Annotated in this window: 22 protein-coding genes and 1 pseudogene; 16 read left to right on the top strand and 7 right to left on the bottom strand. The window is 63.1% G+C overall.

The features are described from left to right. The first annotated feature begins 43 nt into the window (after nucleotides 1-43). The 11 genes from thrS (at nucleotide 44) to pdxS (ending at nucleotide 13,274) form a co-directional block, all read left to right on the top strand. Entirely contained in the window at nucleotides 44-2,059 is a 2,016-nt protein-coding gene (thrS, locus tag AOZ07_RS09105; protein WP_060701713.1) for a threonine--tRNA ligase, read from the top strand. 24 nt (nucleotides 2,060-2,083) lie between these two features. Next, the gene (locus AOZ07_RS09100; RefSeq protein ID WP_060701712.1) at nucleotides 2,084-2,638 is read left to right on the top strand and encodes an HIT family protein; all 555 of its coding nucleotides are present in this window, start codon (nucleotides 2,084-2,086) and stop codon (nucleotides 2,636-2,638) included. A 319-nt stretch (nucleotides 2,639-2,957) separates the two neighbouring features. Continuing rightward, entirely contained in the window at nucleotides 2,958-4,199 is a 1,242-nt protein-coding gene (gene bioB, locus AOZ07_RS09095; RefSeq protein ID WP_060701711.1) for a biotin synthase BioB, read from the top strand. Then, nucleotides 4,196-5,575, top strand: coding sequence for an adenosylmethionine--8-amino-7-oxononanoate transaminase (gene bioA, locus AOZ07_RS09090; RefSeq protein ID WP_060701710.1), 1,380 nt, complete (start codon nucleotides 4,196-4,198; stop codon nucleotides 5,573-5,575). The genes bioB and bioA overlap by 4 nt, the downstream gene beginning before the upstream one ends. A gap of 1 nt (nucleotide 5,576) precedes the next feature. After that, on the top strand, nucleotides 5,577-6,758 hold the full coding sequence (locus AOZ07_RS09085; protein ID WP_060701709.1) for an aminotransferase class I/II-fold pyridoxal phosphate-dependent enzyme: 1,182 nt from the start codon (nucleotides 5,577-5,579) through the stop codon (nucleotides 6,756-6,758). Further along, complete coding sequence (locus tag AOZ07_RS09080) at nucleotides 6,755-7,951, top strand: cytochrome P450 family protein (RefSeq protein ID WP_060701708.1); 1,197 nt, start codon at nucleotides 6,755-6,757, stop codon at nucleotides 7,949-7,951. Before AOZ07_RS09085 ends, AOZ07_RS09080 begins: the two co-directional genes overlap by 4 nt. Then, nucleotides 7,948-8,664 carry a dethiobiotin synthase gene (gene bioD / locus AOZ07_RS09075; RefSeq protein WP_060701707.1) on the top strand — a complete coding sequence of 239 codons (717 nt, stop codon included), beginning with the start codon at nucleotides 7,948-7,950 and terminating at the stop codon, nucleotides 8,662-8,664. The genes AOZ07_RS09080 and bioD overlap by 4 nt, the downstream gene beginning before the upstream one ends. An 88-nt stretch (nucleotides 8,665-8,752) precedes the next feature. Beyond that, nucleotides 8,753-9,424, top strand: a complete 672-nt coding sequence (locus AOZ07_RS09070) for a TetR/AcrR family transcriptional regulator (protein WP_075972461.1) — start codon at nucleotides 8,753-8,755, stop codon at nucleotides 9,422-9,424. Nucleotides 9,425-9,434: 10 nt separating this feature from the next. Continuing rightward, complete coding sequence (locus AOZ07_RS09065; RefSeq protein ID WP_060701705.1) at nucleotides 9,435-10,367, top strand: ABC transporter ATP-binding protein; 933 nt, start codon at nucleotides 9,435-9,437, stop codon at nucleotides 10,365-10,367. Continuing rightward, entirely contained in the window at nucleotides 10,364-12,028 is a 1,665-nt protein-coding gene (locus tag AOZ07_RS09060) for an ABC transporter permease (RefSeq protein WP_060701704.1), read from the top strand. Before AOZ07_RS09065 ends, AOZ07_RS09060 begins: the two co-directional genes overlap by 4 nt. A 346-nt stretch (nucleotides 12,029-12,374) precedes the next feature. After that, nucleotides 12,375-13,274 carry a pyridoxal 5'-phosphate synthase lyase subunit PdxS gene (gene pdxS / locus AOZ07_RS09055; RefSeq protein WP_060701703.1) on the top strand — a complete coding sequence of 300 codons (900 nt, stop codon included), beginning with the start codon at nucleotides 12,375-12,377 and terminating at the stop codon, nucleotides 13,272-13,274. A 1,359-nt stretch (nucleotides 13,275-14,633) separates the two neighbouring features. Here the strand turns inward: pdxS and AOZ07_RS09050 are convergent. Continuing rightward, nucleotides 14,634-15,095 (bottom strand): prevent-host-death protein, encoded by a 462-nt coding sequence (locus tag AOZ07_RS09050; RefSeq protein ID WP_060701702.1) that lies wholly within the window; start codon nucleotides 15,093-15,095, stop codon nucleotides 14,634-14,636. 125 nt (nucleotides 15,096-15,220) lie between these two features. Then, nucleotides 15,221-15,703 (bottom strand): DUF6998 domain-containing protein, encoded by a 483-nt coding sequence (locus tag AOZ07_RS09045; protein WP_060701701.1) that lies wholly within the window; start codon nucleotides 15,701-15,703, stop codon nucleotides 15,221-15,223. An 87-nt stretch (nucleotides 15,704-15,790) separates the two neighbouring features. Here AOZ07_RS09045 and AOZ07_RS18785 point away from each other — a divergent pair, with 87 nt between their 5' ends. Continuing rightward, nucleotides 15,791-16,051: a hypothetical protein gene (locus AOZ07_RS18785; protein WP_194943630.1), complete on the top strand. Its 261-nt coding sequence runs from the start codon at nucleotides 15,791-15,793 to the stop codon at nucleotides 16,049-16,051. 24 nt (nucleotides 16,052-16,075) lie between these two features. Here the strand turns inward: AOZ07_RS18785 and AOZ07_RS09040 are convergent, their stop codons facing one another. Then, on the bottom strand, nucleotides 16,076-16,426 hold the full coding sequence (locus AOZ07_RS09040) for a MerR family transcriptional regulator (protein ID WP_060701700.1): 351 nt from the start codon (nucleotides 16,424-16,426) through the stop codon (nucleotides 16,076-16,078). Nucleotides 16,427-16,487: 61 nt separating this feature from the next. Here AOZ07_RS09040 and AOZ07_RS09035 point away from each other — a divergent pair, with 61 nt between their 5' ends. After that, nucleotides 16,488-17,081: an RBBP9/YdeN family alpha/beta hydrolase gene (locus AOZ07_RS09035; protein WP_060701699.1), complete on the top strand. Its 594-nt coding sequence runs from the start codon at nucleotides 16,488-16,490 to the stop codon at nucleotides 17,079-17,081. Nucleotides 17,082-17,135: 54 nt separating this feature from the next. Next, complete coding sequence (locus tag AOZ07_RS09030) at nucleotides 17,136-18,308, top strand: MFS transporter (protein ID WP_060701698.1); 1,173 nt, start codon at nucleotides 17,136-17,138, stop codon at nucleotides 18,306-18,308. A gap of 1,006 nt (nucleotides 18,309-19,314) precedes the next feature. Here the strand turns inward: AOZ07_RS09030 and AOZ07_RS19080 are convergent. After that, on the bottom strand, nucleotides 19,315-20,109 hold the full coding sequence (locus AOZ07_RS19080; protein ID WP_236995156.1) for a zinc-ribbon domain-containing protein: 795 nt from the start codon (nucleotides 20,107-20,109) through the stop codon (nucleotides 19,315-19,317). A gap of 258 nt (nucleotides 20,110-20,367) precedes the next feature. Continuing rightward, nucleotides 20,368-21,075: pseudogene (locus AOZ07_RS19245) on the bottom strand (hypothetical protein); the annotation flags it as partial. A 711-nt stretch (nucleotides 21,076-21,786) separates the two neighbouring features. Here AOZ07_RS19245 and AOZ07_RS18780 point away from each other — a divergent pair. Further along, complete coding sequence (locus AOZ07_RS18780) at nucleotides 21,787-21,987, top strand: MmyB family transcriptional regulator (RefSeq protein WP_335334234.1); 201 nt, start codon at nucleotides 21,787-21,789, stop codon at nucleotides 21,985-21,987. A gap of 5 nt (nucleotides 21,988-21,992) precedes the next feature. Further along, nucleotides 21,993-22,553 carry a dihydrofolate reductase family protein gene (locus AOZ07_RS09020; protein ID WP_060701696.1) on the top strand — a complete coding sequence of 187 codons (561 nt, stop codon included), beginning with the start codon at nucleotides 21,993-21,995 and terminating at the stop codon, nucleotides 22,551-22,553. Nucleotides 22,554-22,645: 92 nt separating this feature from the next. On the opposite strand, the gene AOZ07_RS09015 is transcribed toward AOZ07_RS09020, so the two are convergent. Together AOZ07_RS09015 and AOZ07_RS09010 are read right to left on the bottom strand one after the other, a co-directional pair. Further along, a complete protein-coding gene (locus AOZ07_RS09015; protein ID WP_060701695.1) occupies nucleotides 22,646-23,413 on the bottom strand; it encodes a GNAT family N-acetyltransferase in 768 nt (255 codons plus the stop codon). Next, the gene (locus AOZ07_RS09010) at nucleotides 23,413-25,425 is read right to left on the bottom strand and encodes a M3 family metallopeptidase (protein ID WP_060701694.1); all 2,013 of its coding nucleotides are present in this window, start codon (nucleotides 25,423-25,425) and stop codon (nucleotides 23,413-23,415) included. Before AOZ07_RS09010 ends, AOZ07_RS09015 begins: the two co-directional genes overlap by 1 nt. Nucleotides 25,426-25,466 lie beyond the last annotated feature (41 nt).

Genomic DNA, 25,466 nt, shown 5'->3' with positions numbered 1-25,466 from the left:
AAGCTATGAAGCCATCCCAGATTGAAAGGTAGAACCCGATCTCATGAGCGAGCAGCTGACTCTCACCATCGATGGCGAGCAGGTACAGGTGGACGCGGGAACAACCGGTCTGCAGCACTACGCCGAGCAGAAAGACGTGGTTGTTATGCACGTCGACGGCGTATTGCGCGACCTGGCCCGCGAACTGGAAGCCGGTAGCACCGTCACCCGTGTCACCATCACCGACCCAGAAGGGTTGGAGGTGCTGCGTCACTCGACTGCCCACGTGATGGCCCAAGCTGTGCAGCAGCTGCGCCCCGATGCCAAGCTGGGCATTGGCCCGTACATCACCGACGGTTTCTACTTCGACTTCGACGTCGCCGAGCCGTTCACCCCCGAAGATCTGAAGCAGCTGGAAAAGATGATGCTCAAGATCGTCAACCAGAACCAGCTCTTTGCGCGCCGCGAGGTATCGCCGGAAGAAGCCAAGGCCGAAATGGCCAACGAGCCCTACAAGTGCGAGCTGCTGGCCAAGGCCGACTCCGCGGACACCTCGGGCGAGGGCGTCACCGTTGAGGTGGCCGCCGGCGAAACCACCATCTACGACAATGTCGACCGCAAGTCCGGGGACATCGTGTGGAAGGATTTGTGCCGCGGCCCGCACCTGCCGAACACCAAGCTGATCAAGAACGCGTTCGCGCTGACCCGTTCAGCCGCCGCCTACTGGCTGGGCAGCGAGAAGAACAAGCAGCTGCAGCGCATCTACGGCACCGCCTGGCCGACCAAGGAAGACCTCAAGGCCTACCAGGAGCGCCTGGCCGAGGCCGAGCGCCGCGACCACCGCAAGCTCGGCGCCGAGCTGGATCTCTTCTCCTTCCCGGATGAGCTGGGCTCGGGCCTGCCGGTGTTCCACCCCAAGGGCGGCATCATCAAGCGCGAGATGGAAGACTACGTGCGCGACCGCCACGTGGAAGAAGGCTTCCAGTACGTGGGTACCCCGCACATCTCCAAGGACGGGCTGTTCCACACCTCGGGCCACCTGCCGTACTACGCGGACACCATGTTCCCGGCGCTGCACATCGATGAAGAGCGCGATGAAGATGGCAACATCACCAAGCAGGGCCAGGAATACCGGCTGAAGGCCATGAACTGCCCGATGCACAACCTGATCTTCCGCGGCCGCGGACGCAGCTACCGCGAACTGCCGCTGCGCTTGTTCGAGTTCGGCCACGTCTACCGCTACGAGAAGTCCGGCGTGGTCCACGGCCTGACCCGCGTGCGCGGTTTCGCCCAGGACGACTCGCACTCCTACGTCACCAAGGAGCAGGCACCGGCCGAAGTCGAGCACCTGCTGAACTTCATGCTCTCCCTGCTCAAGGACTTCGGCATGGACGACTTCTACCTGGAGCTGTCCACCCGCGATCCAGAGTCGGATAAGTTCATCGGCTCGGACGAGCAGTGGGAAGAAGCCACCGAGGTCCTCGAGCGCGTTGCCACCGAATCCGGCGTCGAGCTGGTGGCCGATCCGGGCGGCGCGGCCTTCTACGGTCCGAAGATCTCGGTTCAGGCCAAGGATGCCATCGGCCGCACCTGGCAGATGGGCACCGTGCAGTATGACTTCAACCAGCCTGCTCGCTTCGGTCTGGAGTACCAGGCAGCCGACGGCTCCCGTCAGGAACCGGTGATGATCCACGCCGCCAAGTTCGGCTCGATCGAACGCTTCCTGGGCGTGCTCACCGAGCACTACGCAGGCGCTTTCCCGGCGTGGCTCTCGCCGGTGCAGGTTCGCGCCATTCCGGTGGCTGAGGCCTTCAACGACTACCTCTCCGAGGTTGTCGCGACGCTCAAGGCGCAGGGTGTCCGTGTGGAACTGGATGACTCCTCGGATCGCTTCCCGAAGAAGATCCGCAACGCGTCCAAGGACAAGATTCCGTTTGTGCTCATCGCCGGTGGCGAGGATGCCGATGCGAATGCCGTGTCCTTCCGCTTCCGCGATGGCAGCCAGGAAAACCAGGTTCCTGTCGACGAGGCGGTAGCCCGCATCGTTGAAGCCATCAAGAGCCGCGATAACAGCAACTAGCAGGGGATAGGGAGTCCATTGAGCATGCAGGAGCAAGCAGACCAGTCCGTCACCGACGACTTTGAACTCGCCGGAGTGCCGGATTCGTTCCAGCGGCTGTGGACTCCCTATCGCATGGCCTACATCAAGGGCGGGCAGGACCAGGTCAAGGACGAGGCCAGCTGCCCGTTCTGCGCCGGTCCGCAGCGCACGGATGAAGAGGCGCTGATCGTGCATCGCGGGGAAACCTGCTTCGTGATCCTGAACCTCTTCCCGTACAACCCGGGCCACCTGCTGATCTGCCCGTACCGCCATGTGCCGAACTACACCGACATCACGGTGGAGGAAACGGCGGAAATGGCGGCCCTGGCCCAGCATTCCATGCGGGTGCTGCGCAAGGTGTCCAATCCCTCGGGCTTCAATCTGGGCATGAACCAGGGCGAAGCCGGGGGAGCTGGCATCGCTGCCCACCTGCATCAGCATGTGGTGCCACGCTGGAGCGGGGACGGGAATTTCTTCCCGATCATCGCGCAAACCAAGGCTATTCCCCAGACGCTGTCCGAGGTGCGCGACGCAATTGCCGCAGCCTGGAACCAGTGAGGCGAACCTGCCTTAATCGCACCGCCTGATCTGGCGGACCCAAAGATCAATGAGCGCGTTGCTGGCCAGAATCATTCTGGCCGGCAACGCGCTTTTTGCTGCCCGGAACCAGGAGGAAGGCAAGTGGTGCCGTGGCGCTGGGAACGCCGGTTGATGCACGAGCTCCATGACACATCGCTGAACAGTGTTCAAGAACATGCTGATCAGGGTGTAAGGTGTGTATTCAATAGAACTTGAACACCGTTCAAGAGTCGTTCGGGTCCGGGGAAAATCCGCAAGCCCGGACTGGCTCACGGTGTACCGGCTAGAAAGGCACCCCATGAACTTGAACATCGCAAATACTGCCCCAGCGCCGGGGGAGAGCCGACTGGACCCCGGACAGCTCGCAGAAAAGATCCTCGCCGGACACCGCATCACCGAATCCGAGGCCCTGGGCATTCTCGCAACACCGGATTCCGCCACGATGCCATTGATCTGCGCTGCCGGAATCCTGCGCCGCCAGCACTTCGGGAACACCGTCAAGGTCAACTACCTGGTCAACCTCAAGTCCGGCCTCTGCCCCGAAGACTGCACCTACTGCTCGCAGCGCCTTGGATCCACCGCCGAGATCCTCAAATACACCTGGCTCAAACCCGATGAAGCGGTGGCCCAAGCCGGCTTCGGCATTGCCGGCGGCGCCTCGCGGGTCTGCATGGTCGCTTCCGGCAAGGGGCCGACCGACCGCGATGTGGACCGGGTGGCCACGATGGTCGAACAGCTCAAGGACGAACACCCGCAGGTCGAGGTCTGCGCCTGCCTGGGCATCCTCAAGGACGGCCAGGCCGCCAGGCTCAAGGACGCCGGGGCCGACGCCTACAACCACAACCTGAACACCTCAGAATCCCTCTACCCCGAGATCTGCACCTCGCACAGCTACCAGGATCGGGTCAAGACGGTGGAACAGGCCCAGTCCGCGGGACTCTCCTCCTGTTCCGGGCTCATCGTGGGCCTGGGGGAAACACCCGAGCAGCTGGTAGAAGCGATCTTCGCGCTGCGCGATCTGGGCTCCGAATCCATCCCGGTCAACTTCCTCATGCCCTTCGACGGCACCCCGATGCAGGGCACCTGGCTGCTGACCCCAATGGCCTGCCTGCGCATCCTCGCACTGGTGCGCATGGCCTGCCCGGACAAGGAGCTGCGCATTGCCGGCGGCCGCGAGATGCACCTGCGCTCATTGCAGTCCACCGCACTGGAAGCCGCCAACTCGATTTTCCTAGGCGACTATCTCACCAGCGAAGGCCAGGGCGCGGCCAAGGACCTGCAGATGATTGCCGACGCGGGCTTTGTCGTCCTGGGGCAAGAGTCCTCCAGCCCATCCGAGGTGGCCCGCCGCTTGCAGGACGCCGCTCACGCTGCGCCTCCGGCCCCCGCCGAAGAAGAACGCGCCGGCGGCTGCGGCTCCGGCTGCGGAACCGGATGCGCACCGGCTCAATCAGGGGCGGCAGGCTGCGGGGCCGCCGCCGGGCGCGAACCAGTGCTGCGCCGCCGCGGAGCTGGCACCATGGAAGGGCCCAACGCGTGAAAATCTTGGCCGAAAATCTGCTGGACAGGGATGCGGGGCTGCTCTGGCATCCCTATGCGCCCGTGGACGCGGGGGCGCTCTACGCGGTAAAGGGCGCGCAGGGTGCAGAACTCCTGCTGCACGATCGCTCCGGCACCGAGCACCGGGTTGTGGACGGCATGGCTTCCTGGTGGTCGATGGTGCACGGCTACCGCAATCCGGCCCTGGACGCCGCGGCGCACGCGCAGATCGAGAAATTCAGCCACGTCATGTTCGGGGGCCTGACCCATGAACCGGCGATCGAGCTGGCCGAACGGCTCGTGGCCATTGCCCCGCAGAATTTGCGCCATGTGTTCCTGGCCGACTCCGGATCCATCAGCGTCGAGGTGGCATTGAAGCTCGCTTTGCAGTACCAGGAGGCCTGCGGAGCCCCTGGACGCCAGCGCTTCCTGGCGCTGCGCGGAGGCTACCACGGGGACACCTTTGCCGCGATGAGCGTCTGCGACCCGGTCGACGGCATGCACTCGGCCTTCGCGCCGCTGTGCAGCGAGCAGCTATTCCTGCCGCGCCCGCCTGCCGCAGAGCACGCGGCGGACGGCAACTGGATCTATGACCAAGGGGAATTCGACGCGTGGGCCTGCGGGGCACGGGGCATCGCGGCGGCCCATGCGCATGAACTGGCGGGCATCATTGTCGAACCGGTCCTGCAGGGCGCCGGCGGCATGTTCATCTACCCGCCGCAGGCCATTGCGGTGTTGCGCGAGATTGCCGATGAACACGGCCTGTTGCTGATCGCCGACGAGATCGCCACGGGGTTCGGGCGCACCGGAAGGCTGTTTGCGGTGCAGCATGCCCAGGTGGAGCCGGACATCATGTGCGTGGGCAAGGCGCTGACCGGCGGCTACCTGTCGCTGGCCGCCATGCTTTGCTCGGCGCGCGTGGCCCAGGCGCTGGCCGCCGCGCGCGATGCGTCGGCGTTGCTGCACGGCCCGACGTTCATGGGCAATCCGCTGGCCTGCGCGATCGCCATCGCCTCGCTGGACCTGCTCACCGGAGCCGGCCCGGCCGCGGATTTCGGCTCCGGCGCGCCGGCGCGGCCAGCACCCTGGCAATCGCAGGTGGCGCGGCTGGAACGCGGGCTGCGCGGCTCGCTGGCGCCGGCACGCACCCTGCCGCCGGTCAAAGCGGTGCGCGTGCTGGGCGGGGTCGGGGTGATCCAGCTGCACCAGCCCGTCCAGGTCGCAGCGCTGACTGCCGCCGCGGTCGACCGCGGCGCCTGGGTCCGGCCCTTCAGGGACCTGGTGTACGTCATGCCTCCCTACATGTGCACCGACGGCCAGCTGCAGCAACTGGGCGACGCGCTGTGCGGAGCCATCGAACAGGTCCACGGAGGCTGAGATGACAACCCTTGCCACCACCGCGAGCTGGGATGCCTGGCTGCGCACCCGGTCCGCAGTGCGCACCGCCAGGGACATGCAGCGCAGCGACAACTCGCGCCACGCACTGTTCGACCTGGCATCCAACGACTACCTGGGGCTCAGTTCTCATCCGCGGGTGCGCCAGGCGGCGATCAGCGCGCTCAACTGTCTCGGAACCGGCGCCACGGCCAGCCGCGTTGCCAGCGGAACCTGGCAGATCCACCGGGAGCTGGAGGCGGAGCTCAGCCGGTACACCGGCCGGAGCCAGGCACTGGTATTTTCCAGCGGATACTGCGCGAACCTGGGCCTGCTGGGCGCCTTGGGCGGCCCCGGCAGCCTGATGCTGCTCGATGCCCACGCCCATGCGAGCCTGATCGACGGGGCCAGGCTTTCCGGGGCGGGCACGGCACGCTTCGAACACAACAACCTCGATGACGCGCGCGCCAAATTGCACGCCAATGCCCAATCGCCCGCCCCGAAGCCGCGGGTGGTTGTGGTGGTGGAGTCGGTGTACTCGGTGCTCGGCGATGCCGCCCCGCTGCAACAGCTGGCCGAATTGTGCGCGCAGTACAACGCCCTGCTGCTCATTGACGAGGCGCACTCGCTGGCCACCGTGCCGGCCGGTTCGGCCGTGAACGCTGCCGGGCTGGCCCAGGCGGAGAACGTCCTGGTCACCGCTACCCTGTCCAAGGCGCTCGGGGCCCAGGGCGGAGCGGTGCTCTTCGGCGGCAGCCGGGCCGAATTGTGGCGCGAGCACCTGCTCAATACCGCCCGCACCTTCATCTTCGACACGGCCCTGGCCCCGGCCGCCGCGGCGGCCGCCCATGCGGCGCTGGAGCTGGCCACCGGGGAAAGAATCGCAGGCCTCGCAGCCAACGCCCTGATGATCCGGCGCGTGCTGAACGCCGAAGAGAACCTGGCTGGCCGGGTTGAGCAGGCCCCCGGCGCGGTGCAATCGGTGCGCATGAAATCCCCGCAGCAGGCCCTCTTGGCCGCAGCGCTGCTGCGCGAACACGGCATCGCAGTTTCCTGTTTCAGGCCGCCGAGCGTTCCCGATGGAATCTCGCGCCTGCGCCTGGCCGCCCATGCACAGCAAGACCCTGCCGAGCTTGCCGCAGCCCTGAAGGTTGTGGCCCGAACCATTAGCGACGTGGAATCATGAACTGCCCTTTCGCCCGAACGCCTCTGGCTCCCGAGCCTTCGGCCACCAGTACGGCCCCGCTGGCCCAGCCGCTGGAGAAGGTGCTCCCGGCGCGGATCAGCGAACGCTATCGCAGCATCGAAGATCCCCAACTGGTGCGCGGGATCCTGCGCCATGCCGAGGAATTCACTCCTGCCAACGCCCTGCAGGCGGCGGTGGACCTGGAACCTGCCACGCTGCGCATCCTTGCCCGCGGGCGCTTTGCCCTGCCGCCGGTGCTGGCCAGCGCCTCCGGGGCCGGGCACCGTGCCGTCAGGAAGGTGGTTGCCGGGTTCTTCAGCCCCGCAAAGGTTGCTGCGCAGCGCGAGTTCATCGCCCAGCGCACCCGCGAACTGTGCCTGAACCTGCGCGGCCGCTATCAGCTGGGTGAGGAACTGGACCTCGCCAGCGAACTCGCCGCCGTCATCCCGCCAGAAGTGATGGCGCGGATGACCGGAACACCGCTGCCGCCCCTCGACCAGCTCAAGGCCTGGAGCAAGGATTCGCTGGAATTGTTCTGGGGCTGGCCCGGAGCCCAGCGGCAGCAGGAGCTGGCGCACAGCGCGGTTGCGTACCATGCGTGGCTTCGCAGTTCCGTCGATGAGGCCACAGCCCGCGACGACGGCAACCTCTATTCCGCCCTGCACCACGCCGGGGTGGATCGCGCCCGCATCGTCTCGCTGGCCTATTTCCTGGGGATCGCCGGCCAGGAGACCACCGCCATGCTCATCCAAAGCGCCCTGTTCACCGCCTTGCGCGACGGGCATTGGTCCAGCTGCGCCGCGGCGGACGGCGGAGTTCCAGCCAGCGAACGCGTGGTGCACGAGGTGCTGCTGCGGGCATCCTCCGTGCCCACCTGGCGCCGGATCGCGCTGCGCGATATTTCCCTTTCCGGCCACAGCTTCGCTGCCGGGGACGAGCTGCTGCTTCGCCTCTCCGGCGGGGACGCGGCCGCCTCGGGCGACGATTCCCTGGTCTTCGGGCAGGGGCTGCATCGCTGCCTCGGCGCGGGCCTTGCCCGGATGGAAACCGGGGTGGTGGTTCACCAGGCCGCAGCGGCGCTGCCTGGCATCGAGCTCAGCGATCCGAGCCCCCGATGGCGCTACCTCATTTCATTCCAGGCACCGGAAGCGGTCATTACCCGGAGCAGGAAAACCGGGAGCGCCAGCGCATGATCCATGTCATTTCAGGGACCGGCACCGATGTGGGAAAAACCGTCGCAACGGCGGCCCTGGCAGCCCGGGAGCTGGCCCAAGGACGCGCCGTGGCCATCTACAAGCCAACGCAAACCGGAGTGGAGGGCAGCGAACCCGGCGATGTGCGGAACATTGCAGCATGGCTGGATGACCCAGGGCGGTTGAGCACAGCAGAAGGGGTGCGGCTGCGCGAGCCCATGGCCCCGGTGGATGCTGCGCTGGTGGCCGGGGGCCAGGGCGCGGTCCAGGCGCTCCCCGGGCTCGATGAGCATTGCGAACGGATTCGCAGGCTCGCCGCAGAATATGACACGGTCCTGGTCGAGGGCGCCGGGGGACTGCTGGTCACCCTGGGCCCGGAAGGCGCGAATATCGCGGATCTTGCCAGTGCGGTGGATGCCCGCCTCGTGGTGGTCACCCGCCCGGATTTGGGAACCTTGAACCATACGGCCCTGACCCTTGAAGCGGCGGTTAATCGGGGCTTCAGCCGCGGAACCCTGCTGCTGGGCAGCTTCCCCGATCATCCCACGGCCCTGCATTGCAGGAATCTGCAGAACCTCCGGGCGCAAGCAGAGCATCACCGGTGGCACTTTGCCGGCGCGATTCCAGAGCTCAGGATGAAGGGAGATATCAAGGAACAGCTGCTCAGCGCCGGATTGTCGCTGTCGATCCTGACAGCTGGGGCGGGAAGCTGAACGGGTCGGCGAACGCGGAACCGGGACGGTGGAACTGGCCCAAAAATACCCATTGCCAACCGCTATACACAGGCGTAGCCTCCTATACGTGAGTACAGCTGAGCAGGATCTGACAGGCCGCGCCAGGTTGCGCGATGCGGCCATCGAGGCCTTCGCCGCGCAGGGATTTGATGTATCCCTGCGGGCGATCGCCACGCGTGCCAACGTCACCGCGGGACTGGTGCGACACCACTTCGGGTCCAAGCAGGCGCTGCGGGCAGAATGCGACGCCACGGTGCTCGAGCGCTACCGCCGCATGAAGGAGGATTCCCTGGCGGCCAGTCCCCAGCAGGTGTTCAGCAACCTGCCCAGCTCCAGAGAGGGCGGGGTGCTGATTCTGTACATTCTGCGCTCGGTGCGCGAGGGCGCGCAGGCGGGGACGCAGTTCACCGGCCAGCTGGTCGAAGAGGCGCTCGTCTTATTGGATCGGGCCGTTTCGCGCGGGCTGATCGTCCCCAGCCGCAATGAGCCGGCGCGGGCACGCTTTCTGGTCCTGCAATCCCTGGGTGCGCTGGTATTGCACTTCGCGCTGAACCCGCCGCGGGATCCAGAAGACTTCGCCACCGTGATGCAGGAATACTATGCGCAAGTTGCCCTGCCAACACTGGAACTCTATTCCGAAGGGCTGTTCACCGACCCGGCCTACCTCAACGAGTACCTGGCCTCCGGCGCAGCCGACGTCCCGCCCGCGGGATCCGCGGGAACTGCCGAACCCCGGTAAGGAGCACGCCATGGCCACCACCAAGCAGGCCATTGAAGTGAGCGGACTGCACAAGAATTTCGGGCGCACCGCCGCCCTGTCAGGATTGGACCTGCGAGTGGACACCGGCCAGGTTGCCGGGTTCCTGGGGCCCAACGGCGCGGGAAAATCCACGACCATCCGCATCCTGCTGGGATTGCTGAAGGCCGACGGGGGAACAGCCCGGATGCTCGGCGCCGACCCCTGGGCCGATGCGGTCGCCCTGCACCGCCGCGTGGCCTATGTCCCGGGCGAGGTGAACCTCTGGCCCAACCTCACCGGGGGACAGGCGATCAGCATCCTGTCAAAGCTGCACGGGCAGGTCGATGAACAACGCCGCAGCCAGCTGCTTGAGCGCTTCGCCCTTGATCCCTCCAAGAAGGCCCGCAGCTATTCCATGGGCAACCGCCAGAAGGTCGCCCTGATCGCCGCGCTGTCCTCGCGGGCAGAACTGCTGCTGCTCGATGAGCCGACTTCGGGCCTGGACCCGCTGATGGAGCAGGTCTTCACCTCCTGCATCCGCGAAGCCGCCGCAGAGGGGCGCAGCGTGCTGCTCTCCAGCCATATCTTCGCCGAAGTGGAAAAGCTCTGCGATACCGTGACCATCATCCGCGACGGGCAGACCGTTGAGGCCGGCCGCCTCTCGGACCTGCGCCACCTGCAGCGCACCGAAGTCGCCGTTGAGGTCTCCGGCGCCGCGGCCAGCCTTGCGGCGGTCGAGGGCATCGAGGATTTCAAGCTCTCGGGCACCACCGCGAGCTTCAGCGTCGACCCGGAGCAGCTGCCCGGTGTTCTTGCGGCCTTGGCGCAGTATTCGCCGCGCAACCTGGTCAGCACCCCGCCATCTCTGGAAGACCTGTTCCTGCGCCACTACTCGGACCAGGCGCCAACACCGGTGGCTGCCCGGGGCGGTGGGCTGCGATGACTACGGGCACCGCCCATGGGCGCCATGCAGCGGCAGAAGACCTGGGGCAACCGGCCAGCTCGGCCCGCGGCACCAGCACGCTGGCCGGCGTCGGGATAGCCGCGTGGTTCATCCTTCGCCGCAATTGGCTGCGCCTGGGCCTCTGGGCGCTGGTGCTGGCATCGATGATTCCGATTGTCTACGACTCCCAGCAGCAGGCTTTCCCTACGCAGCAAGCGCGCGATGCCTATGCCCAGGTGGCCAACACCCCGGCCGTGGCTGCCATGACCGGCTTGCCCTATGCGGCAGGATCACTGGGAGGCATCCTGGTCATCAAGATCTGGATGACGCTTGCTGTGGCTTTGGCCTTCGCCGTGGTCTTCCTGGTCACCCGCAATGGCCGCGCCGATGAGGAGGCAGGGCGCACCGAATTGCTGCGCGCCACGGCACTGGGACGCCACGCCTACCCGACAGCGAACTATCTGGTCTCCGCAGGCCTGTGCCTGCTGACCGGGTTGCTCATCAGCCTGCTGTGCCTGTCGGTTGCGCTGCCGGCGGCCGGCAGCTGGATCATGGGTGCCTCGATCGCCGGCACCGGCCTGGCCTTCATCGGATTGGCGGCCATCTGCGGCCAGCTCGCCTCGACCAGCCGCGGAGCGAACTCGCTGGCAGTGGCACTGATCGGCCTGTTCTACTTCATCCGCGCGGGAGCCGATCTGCAGGCCGAGGGCATGGCCCCCAGCGCGCTGAGCTGGTTCTCGCCCATTGGCTGGGCGCAGAACATGCGCGCCTACGGCGAGGACAACTGGTGGCCGCTGATGGCCTTGGCCTTCCTGGGCGCTGCCGGTTGCCTCGTGGCGCTGCGCATCGACAGCTCGCGGGATTTGGGCTCGGGCATTTTGCCCGAACGCCGGTCAGCAGCCTCTGCCGGCCCCTTCACCACGACGGCGCTGGGACTGGCGCTGCGCCTGCAGCGATCTTCGCTGATCGGCTGGTTCATCGGCGCCGCGGTGTCCGGACTGTTCTTCGGCTCTGTCGCACGCTCCATGGGCACGCTGCTGGATCCCGAGAACCCCTTCGCCCGCAATTTTGTCGGCACCGGGCACAGCATGCTCGACGGGGTGCTTGGCATCTTCGTGGCGTTCAATGCTTTGCTGGCCGCAGCCTTTGCCATCCAGTGCCTGGGTGCAGCGCGCAGCGAGGAGGAGAGCGGCCGGCTCGAGCAGCAACTTGCCGGGGCCTTGTCCCGCGGCTGGTGGGTCGGCGCCCACCTGCTGATAGCGGTGCTTGGCTCGGGGCTGATGCTGCTGCTTGCCGGGGCCCTGACCGGGGCATCCTCCCAAGGAGCAGGGGATCCGGGGCAGCTGGCCGGTGCCTGCCTCGCATTCTGGCCGGCAGTGCTGTCGATGCTGGGCCTGCAACTGCTGGCCTTCGGTTTCCTTCCGCGCCTCACCACAGCGATCACCTGGTCCGTCTACGGGCTGTCGGCGATGGCGGCCATGTTCGGCGGGCTGTTCTCGCTGTCGCAAGATGCCATTCGCTTGACCCCCTTCGGCGCCATCGCGCGCGTCCCGGCCGAGGAATTGAGCTGGACCCCGCTGGTGGTGCTCGTGCTGATATCGCTGGTGCTCGCGGCGGCCGGCATGGCCCGGTTCAACCGCCGGGATATCCTGGGCGCCTAGGTACTGAGGACGGGCATCGCACTGAAGCCGCAACAGTGCTGTGCTTCGCGCGCGCATCGGGCTCCATGAACCGGCTTTGTGTCCCTTGGCGGGGGATTGAGCCGGCGCACCCGTGTTTCGCCAAAATGCCAGCTGATAAGGGGAAATGCAACGCTCCGAATGTTACGCCGCGATCGGTAACAGGTGGAGAAGTCTACTATCGTAACAATGTTACGACACACCCGCGGTAATAAAGTGGGCAGATCCTACGATTATTGAGTACTTTCCGCCGCCGATCGGCTCTGTAGCAACACAGGCCGGGAATTCTGGTGGCAGTTTTGCTTTGCCGAAAGGAATCAGCTCTCCCATGTCTAACACTCAGAACTCCGTCGTCGGTTCGGATCGCGTCAAGCGCGGAATGGCCGAAATGCTCAAGGGCGGCGTCATCATGGATGTGGTCACTCCCGAGCAGGCCCGCATCGCTGAAGATGCCGGTGCCGTTGCAGTCATGGCTCTGGAGCGTGTTCCTGCAGATATTCGTGCCCAGGGCGGCGTATCGCGCATGAGCGACCCGGACATGATCGATGGCATCATTAACGAGGTCTCCATCCCGGTCATGGCCAAGGCCCGCATCGGCCACTTCGTCGAGGCGCAGATCCTGCAGTCCCTGGGTGTGGACTACATCGACGAGTCCGAGGTGCTCTCCCCAGCTGACTACGAGAACCACATCGACAAGTGGCCATTCACCGTGCCATTCGTCTGCGGTGCCACCAACCTGGGCGAAGCCCTGCGCCGCATCAATGAAGGTGCTGCGATGATCCGTTCCAAGGGCGAAGCAGGCACCGGCGATGTCTCGAACGCCACCGGGCACATGCGCAAGATCCGCGCCGAGATCGCCAAGCTCGCTGCCCTTCCAGAAGACGAGCTGTACGTTGCCGCCAAGGAATTGCAGGCACCATACGAGCTGGTCAAGGAAATCGCGCACACCGGCAAGCTGCCAGTAGTGCTGTTCACCGCGGGCGGCATTGCCACCCCGGCCGACGCTGCGATGATGATGCAGCTGGGAGCAGACGGCGTGTTCGTCGGCTCGGGCATCTTCAAGTCCGGCAACCCGGTGCAGCGCGCCGAAGCCATCGTGAAGGCCACCACCTTCTTCGACAACCCGGACGAACTGGCCAAGATCTCCCGCGGCCTGGGCGAAGCCATGGTCGGCATCAACGTCGCCGACGTGCCTGTCCCTCACCGTCTGGCCGAGCGCGGCTGGTAAACACTGAAATACCAAGCAATTCGGGCCCACGCCACTGACATTTCGGTGGCGTGGGCTTCTGTCTTAGTCGCCGATTCAAGTCTGACGCCGTGGTCCAAGATGGGTATCCGTAGGTGATGTGGTTTTGCTATCACGTTGGCGATGGAATATATGGTCGGGCGGGTGGTACTCAAGCGCGGCTTGCAGGCGAAGGCAAACCACAGCCTTCCGCGCCACGTTGATGTAAATTGCCCTTTTGGCAGTTCCACTGCTGCGACAAGTGTCTGCTCAACTTCAATCTCAGCGATGTTGATCAGGCACATTACATTGGACTGACCAGTAGCCTTGGTGCTCGACAGTTGCCAGTTAGACGATAGCTGTTATATCGTCCGATTGCGCCAGGGGAGGCCGGTAACCGCGAGATACAATTTTCGGTCGAGGCATACTTCTCATCTCATTTTCTTCACCATGAGGCGGCTTGTGCAGAGCGGTGGGGCGAGCATCGATGCCCTGTACGTCAATGTGAGCGTAAGATCGTGCTACTTTGCTCGGTCGCTGAACGCCTACGGTCGCGAGGGCCAGTCCTGTCTGTGCTGCGCCGACAACGGGGTGGCCTCGCTGATTCGCCGGGACGAGTTCATGGGGCCTCCTCGTACACCTGCCCGGTGTGCCAGCCGCGCCCGCGGCGTTAATCTGGCTCCGAATTAGATGTGGCGGCGTGTGCAGAGTGGCAGCCGCGGCGGCAATGGGACGCGTACGAGTATGCGGAGGACTGAGACCTCCTTTTCGAGATCTCTCGTCGCGCCGATATCGATAACTCGTATCGCATGCTTGAGAACATCAGAGCGGTGCCATCCGTGATGAGAAGCAGGGTTGGCACCGCGAGCATTTTATGTCGGTGGCGGCGTGGACTGCGGCGGCCCGAGGCGGATTCCCCGATCGCCGAAGAACGCGTCGATTTCGCGCTGGGGCCTGCCTGTCACGTCTTCTGAGAGCAGTCGCATCACCCGCGGGGTGAACTATCCGATGCCGGGCTACTTTGCCTCGTGGGGATGAGCAGTATGGACCTGTTCCAGGAAGACAGTGCCAGCGTCAACGTAGAACCATACCCGAGCTGTGCCCTTGAGTGTGGGTTTATGCTGCCAGCGCTCGCATGTTCGGTCGCCCCGAGTGATCACGCCCAGCGATCCTTCGAGCGGGTAGTTGCTTAGGGTTCTCATCAAGGGGGGGCGCGAGTCAGGAAATCCCAGGTCTCGCTCATGGGGTTCCTGATCGTAGCTACGAGGTCTCGCCAGCCCTTTTCCGACTGATTCGTGGCGAACTTCAATACGTATTCCGACTTCTTCGCAGGACGTGGGACAAGGGGCTGCTTAGCCATGGTCAGGGGCGCTCGACTACAGTGTCGTCGTCTTCGTCAAGCCATTCGACCGGTTCAGAGCCCAGGCCCGCGGCGATTGCCGTGGCGGTCTCGCGCCAGCTGGTGAGTTTCGTGATCGCCAGGTGAGGCTGCTGCGTCGAGAAGGACGCCCGAGCGGCGTCGATGAGGTCCCGGGCGCACTGCTCGCGATCCTGGGCGCTCAGTGCGTACATCCACGGGTACTGGTTGGCCATGCGCTCGCTCAGGAGGCCCTCCTCGAGCGTCACCGTGATGAGCGTGCCGGCGATGTTCAGGAGCTCGGCGCGGGCGTCGGCCTCGCGTTGAGACATGAGCACGAGGGACTCGCCGTCGCGGCGGGTCACTGTGACGGGGTGCTCCTCGGCCTCGGCGAAGACCTCGGCCGAGTGCTTGCTTAAATCCGATGAGCGTCGGGTGGTCGTGGAAGAATCAGCTGCGATCGTCATGATTCCATGATATTCGGAACGTGTTCGGAAGTATGGTGCACGGTGTGCGCAATGATTGCAATAGTGCGCGTCCATGGCGATTCCACCGATCGGCAAGCGACGTGTACTTCACCGCATGGACGCCGTCAGATGTCGAGGCTGGCGAGCGCAGAACGGAACAGCTCGGTCTTGTCCTTGCCGTTCTTGAACGCTTTGCCGGTCCGCAAGCGAGGACCCGTTTCGTGATCGGTGCTCAGATCTTCTATCTCTGCACGATTGAACTCGCGAGCCCACTCAAGTTCGAAGGTCTCACGGTTGAAGCACAGGCAGACCGCGAGCTTGAATTCGAGCTGGTCTTCATTGAACTGAAAATGACGCTGGGCACCGGTAGGAAGCATGCGGGTCTTCACCTGAATTGTCCGGCCCTGCCGATCGATGAGATCGTGCGATGCGGTGCCCTGGACTGCCAGAGTGCCGCCATAGACCAGCTTCGTGAGGTGTTCGCCCAGTTCGCCGGCCAGGCTGGTTGCTGTGCGGGAGATTCCGCGTCGGGCAAATTCCGCCCGAACCATTGTTTCCAACCGCAGGAGTTGGCCGGTGGGCAGCTGCTGAAGTTCCTCGGGGGTCATGAGCCTGATTCTACGAGATCCAGGACTTGCGAGGTTCGAAGGCCGTGACTCCGAGCCTGCCCACATTTTGAGGGGCATGCACAATCAATGAGTCGACAGCATCCGCCCGCCCGCACGACCGAGGCGGCCCGACACCGGTTTTCGATTTCGACACCGTGCCACGCCAGCCGGTGGATCTGTTCGTCGATGGGCAGCCAAGGCTTCGCGCTGGTCCGCCATGAAACGCACGGAACGGAAAATCAGCCCGTGCCTTGCGGCATCGAGCTGATCATGATGTCGCAAGCATTGCACGAAGAAGCTTCGACGGCCGGTCTGCGTGAAGCGAGCACCGTCAGTCAGGCACGATGATGCTTGATCACGTTGTTTTCGGGCCTAAGGGAATAACGTGATCGCCTCAAGCCGTTGCTGGGTGTCACGGAGGTGGGCCTGCTTCGCGGTGAGGCTTTCGGCGATCAAGTCGAGCTCGGTACGCAGGTCTGGGCACATCTCTAAAGTAGTGCCGTGATCTCCGGATCGGGCGCAGTCGAGGTAGCGCCGGATAGTGGCGGTGCTAAGGCCGGCGGCGATCATCGCTTTGATCTGCGCGACCCGGGTCACGTCCTCTTCGGAGTAGTCGCGGTAGCCGCCGCTGGTGCGTTCGGGGATTAGGAGTCCTCTGTCTTCGTAGTGTCGGAGCGCCCTCGCGCTCACGCCCGTCTTTCTCGCTAGTTCGCCGATCTGCACGATTCGCTCCTCCTGCTCGATTTGACCTTCACATTAACGTGAACCTCTACAGTCCTGAGTTATGACGACTGCAACTCTTCAGACTCCAAGCACAACGCAGCAGCGCGCCGTAATCTTCCACGGCTACGGCGCGACCCCCGAGGACCACTGGTTTGGCTGGCTCGCCGAGCAACTCGAAGCAGAGAACATCAGCACCGCGATCCCAGCACTGCAGAGCCCTCTCGACCCTTGCGCCGTTCAGTGGGAGAACAACGTCCGATCCGCCCTGAAACAGCCGAACGAGCACACGATCGCGATCGCCCACAGCCTTGGCTGCCTGTCAGTGCTGCGCTATCTGCGTTCTCTGCCTGGCAGTTGGAGGCTGGGCACGTTGGTCCTCGTGTCGGGTTTCATCGACCGGCTTCCCATTCTGCCCGAGCTAAACGACTTCATAGGTGACGGCTGCGACCTGACTGGCTTCAGCGAGCACATCGATCGGATCGTGGTCATCCGCTCCGACAACGACTCAATCGTCCCGCCCACGTATACCGACGACCTGGCAGGCCGGCTCGGAGTCTCAGCACAGGTTGTTATTGGTGCAGGGCACTTCCTCGCCGACGAGGGTATCATCGAGCTGCCCCACGTCCGCGACACGATCCTGTCGTTGAGGAAGTGACGGTCCTTGTATTCTTCTTCATCAGCTTCTGGGAAAACCTCCATACATTTTCGGATGGCCGTGCTCGTCCTGGGCATATTCTGCGTCGGTACCGCGGAACTCTCACCGAGCGGCATGCTCGGTGAACTCTCACGAGACTTGTCGGTGACGATACCCACGGCAGGACTACTGGTCACCGTGTACGCGCTTACGGTCGTCGTCGGAGGCCCCATCGTCACCGCAGTTACGACGCGCTTCCGGCGCAAGTACCTGCTCGTTCTGCTCCTACTCGTGTCGGTCTTCGGCAACATCGTGTGCGTTTTCGCGCCAACCTTCGAACTGTTGCTGGTCGGTCGCATGATCACCGCAGTCATCCAGGGCACCTTCATGGCCGTATGCGTTGTGACCGCAGGCAATATGGCCACCGAGCAGAAGAAGGGGTCCGCTGTCGCAGGCACCCAACTCGGAGTGAACCTGGCAACAGTGCTTGGGGTTCCCTTTGGCACGTTCGTCGCGCAGCAGATCGACTGGCGAGCCACTTTTGGAAGCGTCGCCGTGCTTGCCCTAATCTCATCCATGCTGATCCTCATCGCGATCCCCGACGATGGCAAGGCAGTGGAACCGACCTCGGTAAAGCATGAGGTGCGAGCCTTCCTGAAGTGGCAGGTCATCGGGACAGTACTGGGGACAGTGCTGTGCGCGGCTGGCATGTTCACCCTGATCACCTACATGGTGCCCCTGCTCACTGACGTCGGCGGCTTTCCCGCCGAATGGGTGCCCTTGGTGCTACTTGCCTACGGCATCGGCTCGATCATCGGGAACTTCATCGGTGGCCGGTGCGCCAATCGCTCCGTCGAAGCCACCGTCGTCGGTCTTTCATGGGTGCTCGTGGCGGTCTGCATCTTGTACTGGATCGTCGCCCTGTCCGCGGTGGGAAGCGCCGTATTCCTCGTTCTGTTCTCCATCGCGACGTTCGCGCTAATCCCCGGACTCCAAGTCAGGATCCTCTCCACAGCTGCGGACGCGCCGACCCTGTCGCTGACCGTCAACATGGCCGCCTTTGCCCTAGGCGCAGCGCTTGGTTCGTGGGCGGGCGGCCAGGTCATCGCCTTCGCACTGGGCGTCCGTTCGATCACCCTTGCGGCCGGAATTTTCAGCTCGTTCGGAGCGATCTTAATCGGACAAATCGTCTATGCCGCGCGTTGCCAGACCGTGAAGCCACGGGAACATGACCTCGTCAGCGTCTGAATCTTTGGGCGGGAGACGCACGAGCATTCTTCGGCAGCTATGAGCAAGGTGTCGCGATGAGGGCGTAAGCCAACCAAACCATCATCAGCAATTACGCACCAGACTCCCGATGTCCGATGTCCAAAGATGGACTCCTCGGCGTCGCCGCCGCTGCCGTACCAGGACCATCTGGCGACGCGTCTGCCAGGGAAGCCTTCTGTCGCGCACGACGAGTACGTCCGTGAGGTCCGCGAGGCCGTTCCACTGTGAACCTACGCACATCGGCGAGGTTCTCACAGGCAAGCTCCGTGATCGCGATGGCTAACTCCCGGCGCGAAAATGATTCCGACCAGGGCAAACGCTCTTCATCGCTCATCCTGTCATTGAACGTACCTAGCGTGTGAAGTCAGGATATTTCGCCCGGCCGCTGAATGCCTATGAACACGAGGGCCAACACTGCACCGACAACGGGGTGGTCTCGCGTTGATCCGCCGTGACGCGTTCATGAGAAGATCGTCCTACACCTGCCCGGTGAACCAACCGCGGCTGCGCAGGTGCTGACGGTTCCTGCAAAGTTCATCCAGATGGCCGTGCCTGCGGTCCGGCGACCGCCCCGGCGGTCGGTTGGAATGTCTGGGCAACTCGTGGTCATGTGGCTGGTTCTGCAGCTCTCACAGCGCGGATGGCCGGTGCGACGATCACGGGCATTGTGCGACGTAGCAAGTATCTGCGGTTGATCCTGGGCGATGAAGATGAGTTTCTCGCGCATTTGCGCAACTTGCAGGGAACACGATGCGGCGACGCAGTGGCCTATTCGCGTCCATGTAGGCCACTTGCGAGGCCACGTGGTTTTAACAGGACGGCTAGTTGGCCCCGGCTCCCGCCAGTTTCCTCGCGAAACCAGCCGATGTGCACGACAGCGTGCACGAGCCATCTGGCAGCTCCCGCGCCCACTCGTCGCCGGTCAAGTACAGCGGGCGAAAGGTGGCTCCGTCGTTGCAAACTCCTTCGAGGTTGCGTTCCGGAATTAAGTCTCTGTCCAAATCATTATGCTTTTCATGACCCCCTCAGGGTCTGGAGCCGTGGGGTAGACCTGTAGTTCCAAGTAGCGCTCGTGATCGATCGGCAGTGGTCCAAGGGGGTGTTCCCGAAGGCGGACAACGCGGTGCCCAGCATTCAGGACCGCTTCACTTTTCCTCACGTCCACCTCCTGCTTGTTCCTATGCCAGTAACTGCCGTCGTATTCAATAACGAGTGCCGATCCATCTGCAAGCTTTACCGTAATATCGGGTCGCCAGATGCGGGCGGTGCTGCCCTTTCCTGTTGCGATCCGCTTTCCTGATGTCGCATTACCAAATGCCTTCTTTGCTGCCGCGTGGTAGTCGAGCTCTGTCTTCGACTTGCCGTGCTCGCTGCATTCAGGACAAGTGCCGCCTTTTGTCCTTGAGGCCAGTGCCATCGTGAAGATATGAGCCGGATCTGTGGAGCAGACCCATGCCGGCGTGATGACGTTCGAGCTAGGACGGACTTGCCAAGCGGTCATCGGATTGTTGGGACTCCACTCTGCTGCCAGATCTGGATGGTGAAAGGCGAGGCTGTCGAAGATGGAGCGGCACACGGGGCATCTGAGTGCGGATGCGTAGGATCTCGACTTAGGTGTTTCCACCCAAGTGTGATCGCACTCGTGACACAACCAGGTGACTTCGCGATTCGACGTCGGCGATATCTTGCGGATGTCCAAACGATCATTTGCGGTGGGGTGCCACTGAGAGGCGGTTTCTGGGTCCAACCGCATCAACTCAGGCTCTTGCTCAATCGCCATGTCCGTTGCGGCTCGAGTGTCATCACTACGGCAGTGAGGGCAGCCGGATTTAAGGAAGGTGTAGGGCGATATCCGTGGGTGGTGACCTTTCGCGCAGACGAACCGCCTCAGTGGGAAGTTTTGAGTCACTGACACCTGTCTGGGGTCTTGCTCATCGGCCCAAGCAACAAGAAGTTCGGGCACGTCGAAGACATGGAGGTTGGAGTAGTAGTCATGTTCCTTCTTACGCTCCGCCCGCTCCCGTTCAAGACATACAGGACAAGATGGATATAACTCAGCCATTCTCCGAACTGACTCTGTGAAGTGATGGTCACATTTCGGGCATACCCAATGAGCCTGCCTCGTCGCCCGAATTGTCGCTGTTGCCAGTGAATGAGGGTCGTTGAGTTCGTAGTCCCACCAGGCAAGAGCCGCGCTGTTTGATTCCTTGAAGAGGTTCGGCTTCTTGGCTATGTTGGCTGATGGTGCCGATGCGCTCTTCCTTCGTGTTCTCCGCTGGCAACCACAGCCCCAGGCGATGTCGCCGGGGCGCTCGGCAGATAGCCGCTGACAGAACCGGCAGCGTACATGATGTGGGTCTTCACCGAGAGCGGGACTGGTCAGAGGACCAAGATATTCGTAGCCATTCTCGTCAGCCAGCTCCCGCACCTGGGATAGGTCTGCGGGGACACGTGAACCCCACTGCTCACTGCTCTCCGCCCACTTTTTCCAGTAGCAAGCACGGCAGACACCCTCCTCAGGGTCATGGCGAGTGAGCGCGTAGTCCAACTTGTAGTGGGCCTCGCACCCACATGTCAGGCAACGGGTAAGCGTGAAGGTGGTGAGCTTTTGGACCGGCTCCAACGGCTCGACACCCTTCTGGCGAAATCGCTGGACTGCGTGATTCTGACACCAAGCTGAGCGTTTGCTGGCTCCCCATGCGGCTTCGGCGTCGCATAGCGGTTCATCACAGGTTCCTGGTTTCATTAGGCTCCTCTTTCAGGCCGCAGAGTTCCTGTCATTCTAGCGGCATTTCTACAGATGCGAACAGGTTCGAAGCGTCTCCGATAACACTGGCGGGAAGTCTGCAGCGGTGGATGGCAATTGAATTCTGATATACAGCGTCAGAGGAGTCGAAGGCTGTTTACAAACAGGAACGAGCAAACCTATCACCGAACGATATGACGCCGAATCGTTATTGGGATAACTGGACGCTCGAATACCGATTGCTTATCGCATAGACGCTGGACTGCTGACAGGGGGTCTAACCAGACGCTACGCGACTTTGGTAAGGCTTTTGTTGCATCATGCTGTCACGAATCGGGAAGTCGTAGGTGGAGGTGTCTCTGATTGACGGTTGCAGGGTGACTGCTGAAGTAGAGTTTATTCACGCGATTGAAGCTTTTGGACTCCATCTGTCTACTCTACCGTGGTCAGCACTGGTTACCACACGAAGGCATTGCGTGAGCGTACGTGGTGTCCGGGTGCATTCGGATCTCCGGCCGTTTCTCGCCATATTTTGAGGATCGCTCATCTTGGACCACGGCATCAACGTCGCCGACGTGCCAGTGCCTCACCGCCTTTCGGAGCGCGGCTGGTAAACCCTGCACAGCGAAAAGCACGGGTCCGTGCCACCGAATTCCGGTGGGCGGGCCCGTGCTTTTTCAGTCTTGATGCAACTGCCGCGGACTTCAATTCCTGCAAATTAGTGGCATCTGGCGCATCGTCCACCCTGTGGCGGGGAAGATGGCGATCTGCTACGAGGTTCTCGCGGTGCAGTCCTCCTCTGGGCTGACTATCACCAGCTATCTGCCAGAGCCGGGCAGTTCTAGTGCCGATGCCCTGGAATTGCTCCGCAGCAGGAACGCCGGCGCCGAGCACGCAGCTGTGGCAGACTGAAGCCCATGAGCGAGATCATTTTCGACGCGGCCGTCACGCTGAACGGCTATCTGGCCGATGAAAACCACAGCCTGCAGTGGCTTTTCGAAGTTCCCGGAGCGCACGAGCCCGACCCGGAACTGCTGCCCCGCAACGTCGGCGTCCACGTGGAAGGCGCCTCCACCTACTTGTGGCTGCTCGAGCATGAACGGTTCATCGAGAACCCGCACAAGTGGCAGGATTACTACCCGGGGATCACCACCTATGTGTTCACCTCGCGCGAGCTGCCCATCCCGGAAGGGGCCGACGTGCGCCTGGTCAATGGCCCGGTTGCCGGGGTGCTGCCCCAGATCCGCGGCGCGGCAGGAGAGAAGAACATCTGGGTGCTCGGCGGGGGAGAACTGCTCGGCCAATTCCTCGATATCGATGCGATCGATACCCTGGCCCTGACCATCGCGCCCGCGGCCTTGGCCGGCGGGGCACCATTGCTGCCGAGGAACATTGGCAGCGACCGGCTGGAACTGGCCGAGGCGAGGCCAGCGGGTCCTTTTGCGCGTTTGGTCTATCGGGTGCGCCGGGCCTCGTGACCCGGTGTTGAGCGCGGCGTGATTAAAGCAGCGAGCCGGCCACGGGAGATTTCCCGTGGCCGGCTCGCTGCTTTTGCAGGTTGGACAGCCCGCTACTGGTTCCAGGAGCGAAGCACCATATGGCGCCCGCGGCCCAGCAGCTTCAGCCCGTTGGCGCTGAAGAAATCGGCGCTGGACGGCGTGGCCGCGGCCAGCAGCTCCTGCGGGACCTCCTCATCGGGCGGTGAGAGCGGGTTGATCATCGAGCGCGAGAGCCCATGGAGCAGCGCGGTGCCCACTCCGTGGCGGCGGTGCTCCTTGCCCACGGCCAGCGAGTGCACCATCAGCTGCCCGCCCAAACCCTGCTGGGCAAAACCGCGCCCGACAATCTCGCCCTCATCGGTGCGCGCCAGGGCGTGCTCGACGCGGCGCAGGGCCGGGTGGCCGCTGGAAAGCTGCGAACTGGTTTCGCGCCACAGGTTGGTCACGTTCAGTTCGGCGGCATCCGCCCCGGCGGCCTCGGGCACGTTGTTGCCCAGGCGGATCTTGCCGGCCCAGCGATCCATCGGGATCGCCAGCGGGCCGGCATGCCAGGAGACCTGGGCATTGTCGGAAAAGCCGGTGGCTTTCAGCTCGGCGGCGTCGGCGCCGGAATTCACCCAGGCTTCCACCCGCCGGGCACCCAGGCGGTGGCCTTCGGCAAGCGCCGGGCGCAACCCGGCTTGTTCGGGATGCTCGGGGAACAGCAGGATCAGGCGCTTGCGCACCGGCTGCCAGGCCCACGAGCACCCGTGGGTGGTAAAGATCTTGCCGCCGGTGGCAACTGCTAGTGCCTGATGCCAGTGGCTCAGTGCTTCCTGTGCGGAGGCAATCGTCGTCATTATTCTGCGTTCACCAATCCTCGACGGCGCAGCAGCGGTTCTACCCGTGCGGTGCGGCCGCGGAATAATTCGTAGGACTCTAGGGGGTCGCGCGTGTTTCCGCGCGAGAGCAGTTCCTCGCGGAACCGATTACCATTTTCGCGCATCAGGCCGCCATTTTCCTCGAACCACTGCACAGTGTCGGCATCAAGCACCTCGCTCCAGATGTAGGAGTAGTAGCCAGCGGAGTAGCCATTGGCGAAAATGTGCTGGAAATAACCGGTCCGATAGCGTGGCGGAATCATCTCGGCATCAAAACCGGCGTCAGCAAGGACCTGTTGCTCGAACGCCACAGGATCATCAATGACCGTATCGGCGTTAATGGTGTGCCAAGCCCAGTCCAGAACGCTCGCGGCCAGATACTCGGTCGTGGCAAACCCCTGGCCCCACAGTCCTGCTGCGCGGATTCTGGCAATGGTTTCATCATCCAGTTGCTCTCCGGACTGATGGTGCACGGCGTAACCGGGCAGCACCTGCTGATCCAGTACCCACATCTCATTGACCTGCGAGGGGAATTCAACAAAATCCCGGGGGACCGAGGTGCCCGAGAGCGAAGCGTACTTCCCGTTGGAGAACATGCCGTGCAGGGCGTGGCCGAACTCGTGGAAGAGCGTATTGGCTTCATCCAGGGTGAGCAATACCGGATCTCCAGGGGCAGGAGCCGAAATGTTCAAGGTGTTGGTGACAATCGGACGTTCATTGAAATAGGAGGCGGCATCACGAAGGCTGGTCATCCAGGCGCCGCCCTTCTTCGTCTCGCGGGCCAGATAGTCACCGGTGTAGAGCGCCAGCGGGCTTCCGTCGGCATCAAAAACTTCGAAGACTCGAACGTGCTCGTGATAGGCAGGCAGGTCAAAACGCTCAACGAAGGTGATCCCGTAGAGCTTGGTAGCGGTGGCAAATACGCCATCGACCAGCACGCGATCAAGTTCGAAGTAGTTGCGCAGCGACTCGGAGTCCACGGCATACTGTTCACGCAAAACCTGGTTGGAGTAGAACTTCCAATCCCACGCCTGCACTTCGTGGTCGGCAACGCTGCCCAGCACCGCAGCTTCTTTGCGCGCGTTGGCAGTGGCCGCCTTGGTCAATTCCGCGAGGCGTTGTTCAACTGCCGCGGTTGATGGTGCTGTCGCTTGGGCCAGCACCGTTTCAGCGTGGTTTGCAAAACCCAGCAGGGCTGCACGTTCGGCACGTAGCTTTGCCATATCTGCGGCCAGCTGGAGCGTGGGGTTTTCGGTGACCCCGCGTGAGATGGATGCGGCAAATACCTTGCGCCGCGCTTCGCCGCTGGTCAATGACTCCAGAACCGGTTGCTGCGTCGGGGAGACCAATGGCAGAAGATATCCTGCCGAATGGCCGGCCTGCTTGGCCGACTGTGCTGCGGATTCGAGGGCCTGTGGTGACAGGCCGTCCAGCTCGTCAGCCGAGTCGAAGTGGACTGCATGGGCGTTTTGGTTTTCCAGTACGCGATTGGAGAACTGGCTGGAGAGCTCGGAAAGCTGTGCGTTGAGCTGCTTCAGCTGCTGCTTCTGGGCTTCATCCAGATCAGCGCCGGCCAGCCTGAATGCTTTGAGCGTTTGCTCGGCCAGGCGCGCGTCTTCACCAGCTAATCCCGAACAATCTGCGGCTTGTAAACGCGAATACAAGGCCTGGTTTAGGTAGATCTCGTCTTCTTGGGCGCTGAAGATCGATGACATCTCTGTCTGGATGGCTCTGATCGGTTCGGTTCCGTGGGCCGATAGGACGCTGAAATAGGTCATCATCGAACGGCGCAGCACCTGCCCGCTGGCTTCCAGCGCCAGGAAGGTGTTGGCAAAGTCGGGTGCACTTTGCTCTTCGATGATGCGCTGCAATTCGGTGCGCTGTTCTGCGGCGCCGAGTTTGGCCGCTTCCAAATAGTGTTCGGCAGTGAGTTCGTCGAATGCCGGCCATTGATAGGGGTTGGCGCTGGGCGCCAGGAGCGGATTTTGCATAAGCATAGGTTTTCACAGGCAACGTGATTTAGCTTGCATTT

The organism is Glutamicibacter halophytocola (assembly GCF_001302565.1).
In the GTDB taxonomy this organism is placed as follows: domain Bacteria; phylum Actinomycetota; class Actinomycetes; order Actinomycetales; family Micrococcaceae; genus Glutamicibacter; species Glutamicibacter halophytocola.
The sequence above is the reverse complement of the archived record's forward strand: the minus strand, read 5'-3'. Positions and strand labels throughout refer to the sequence as shown.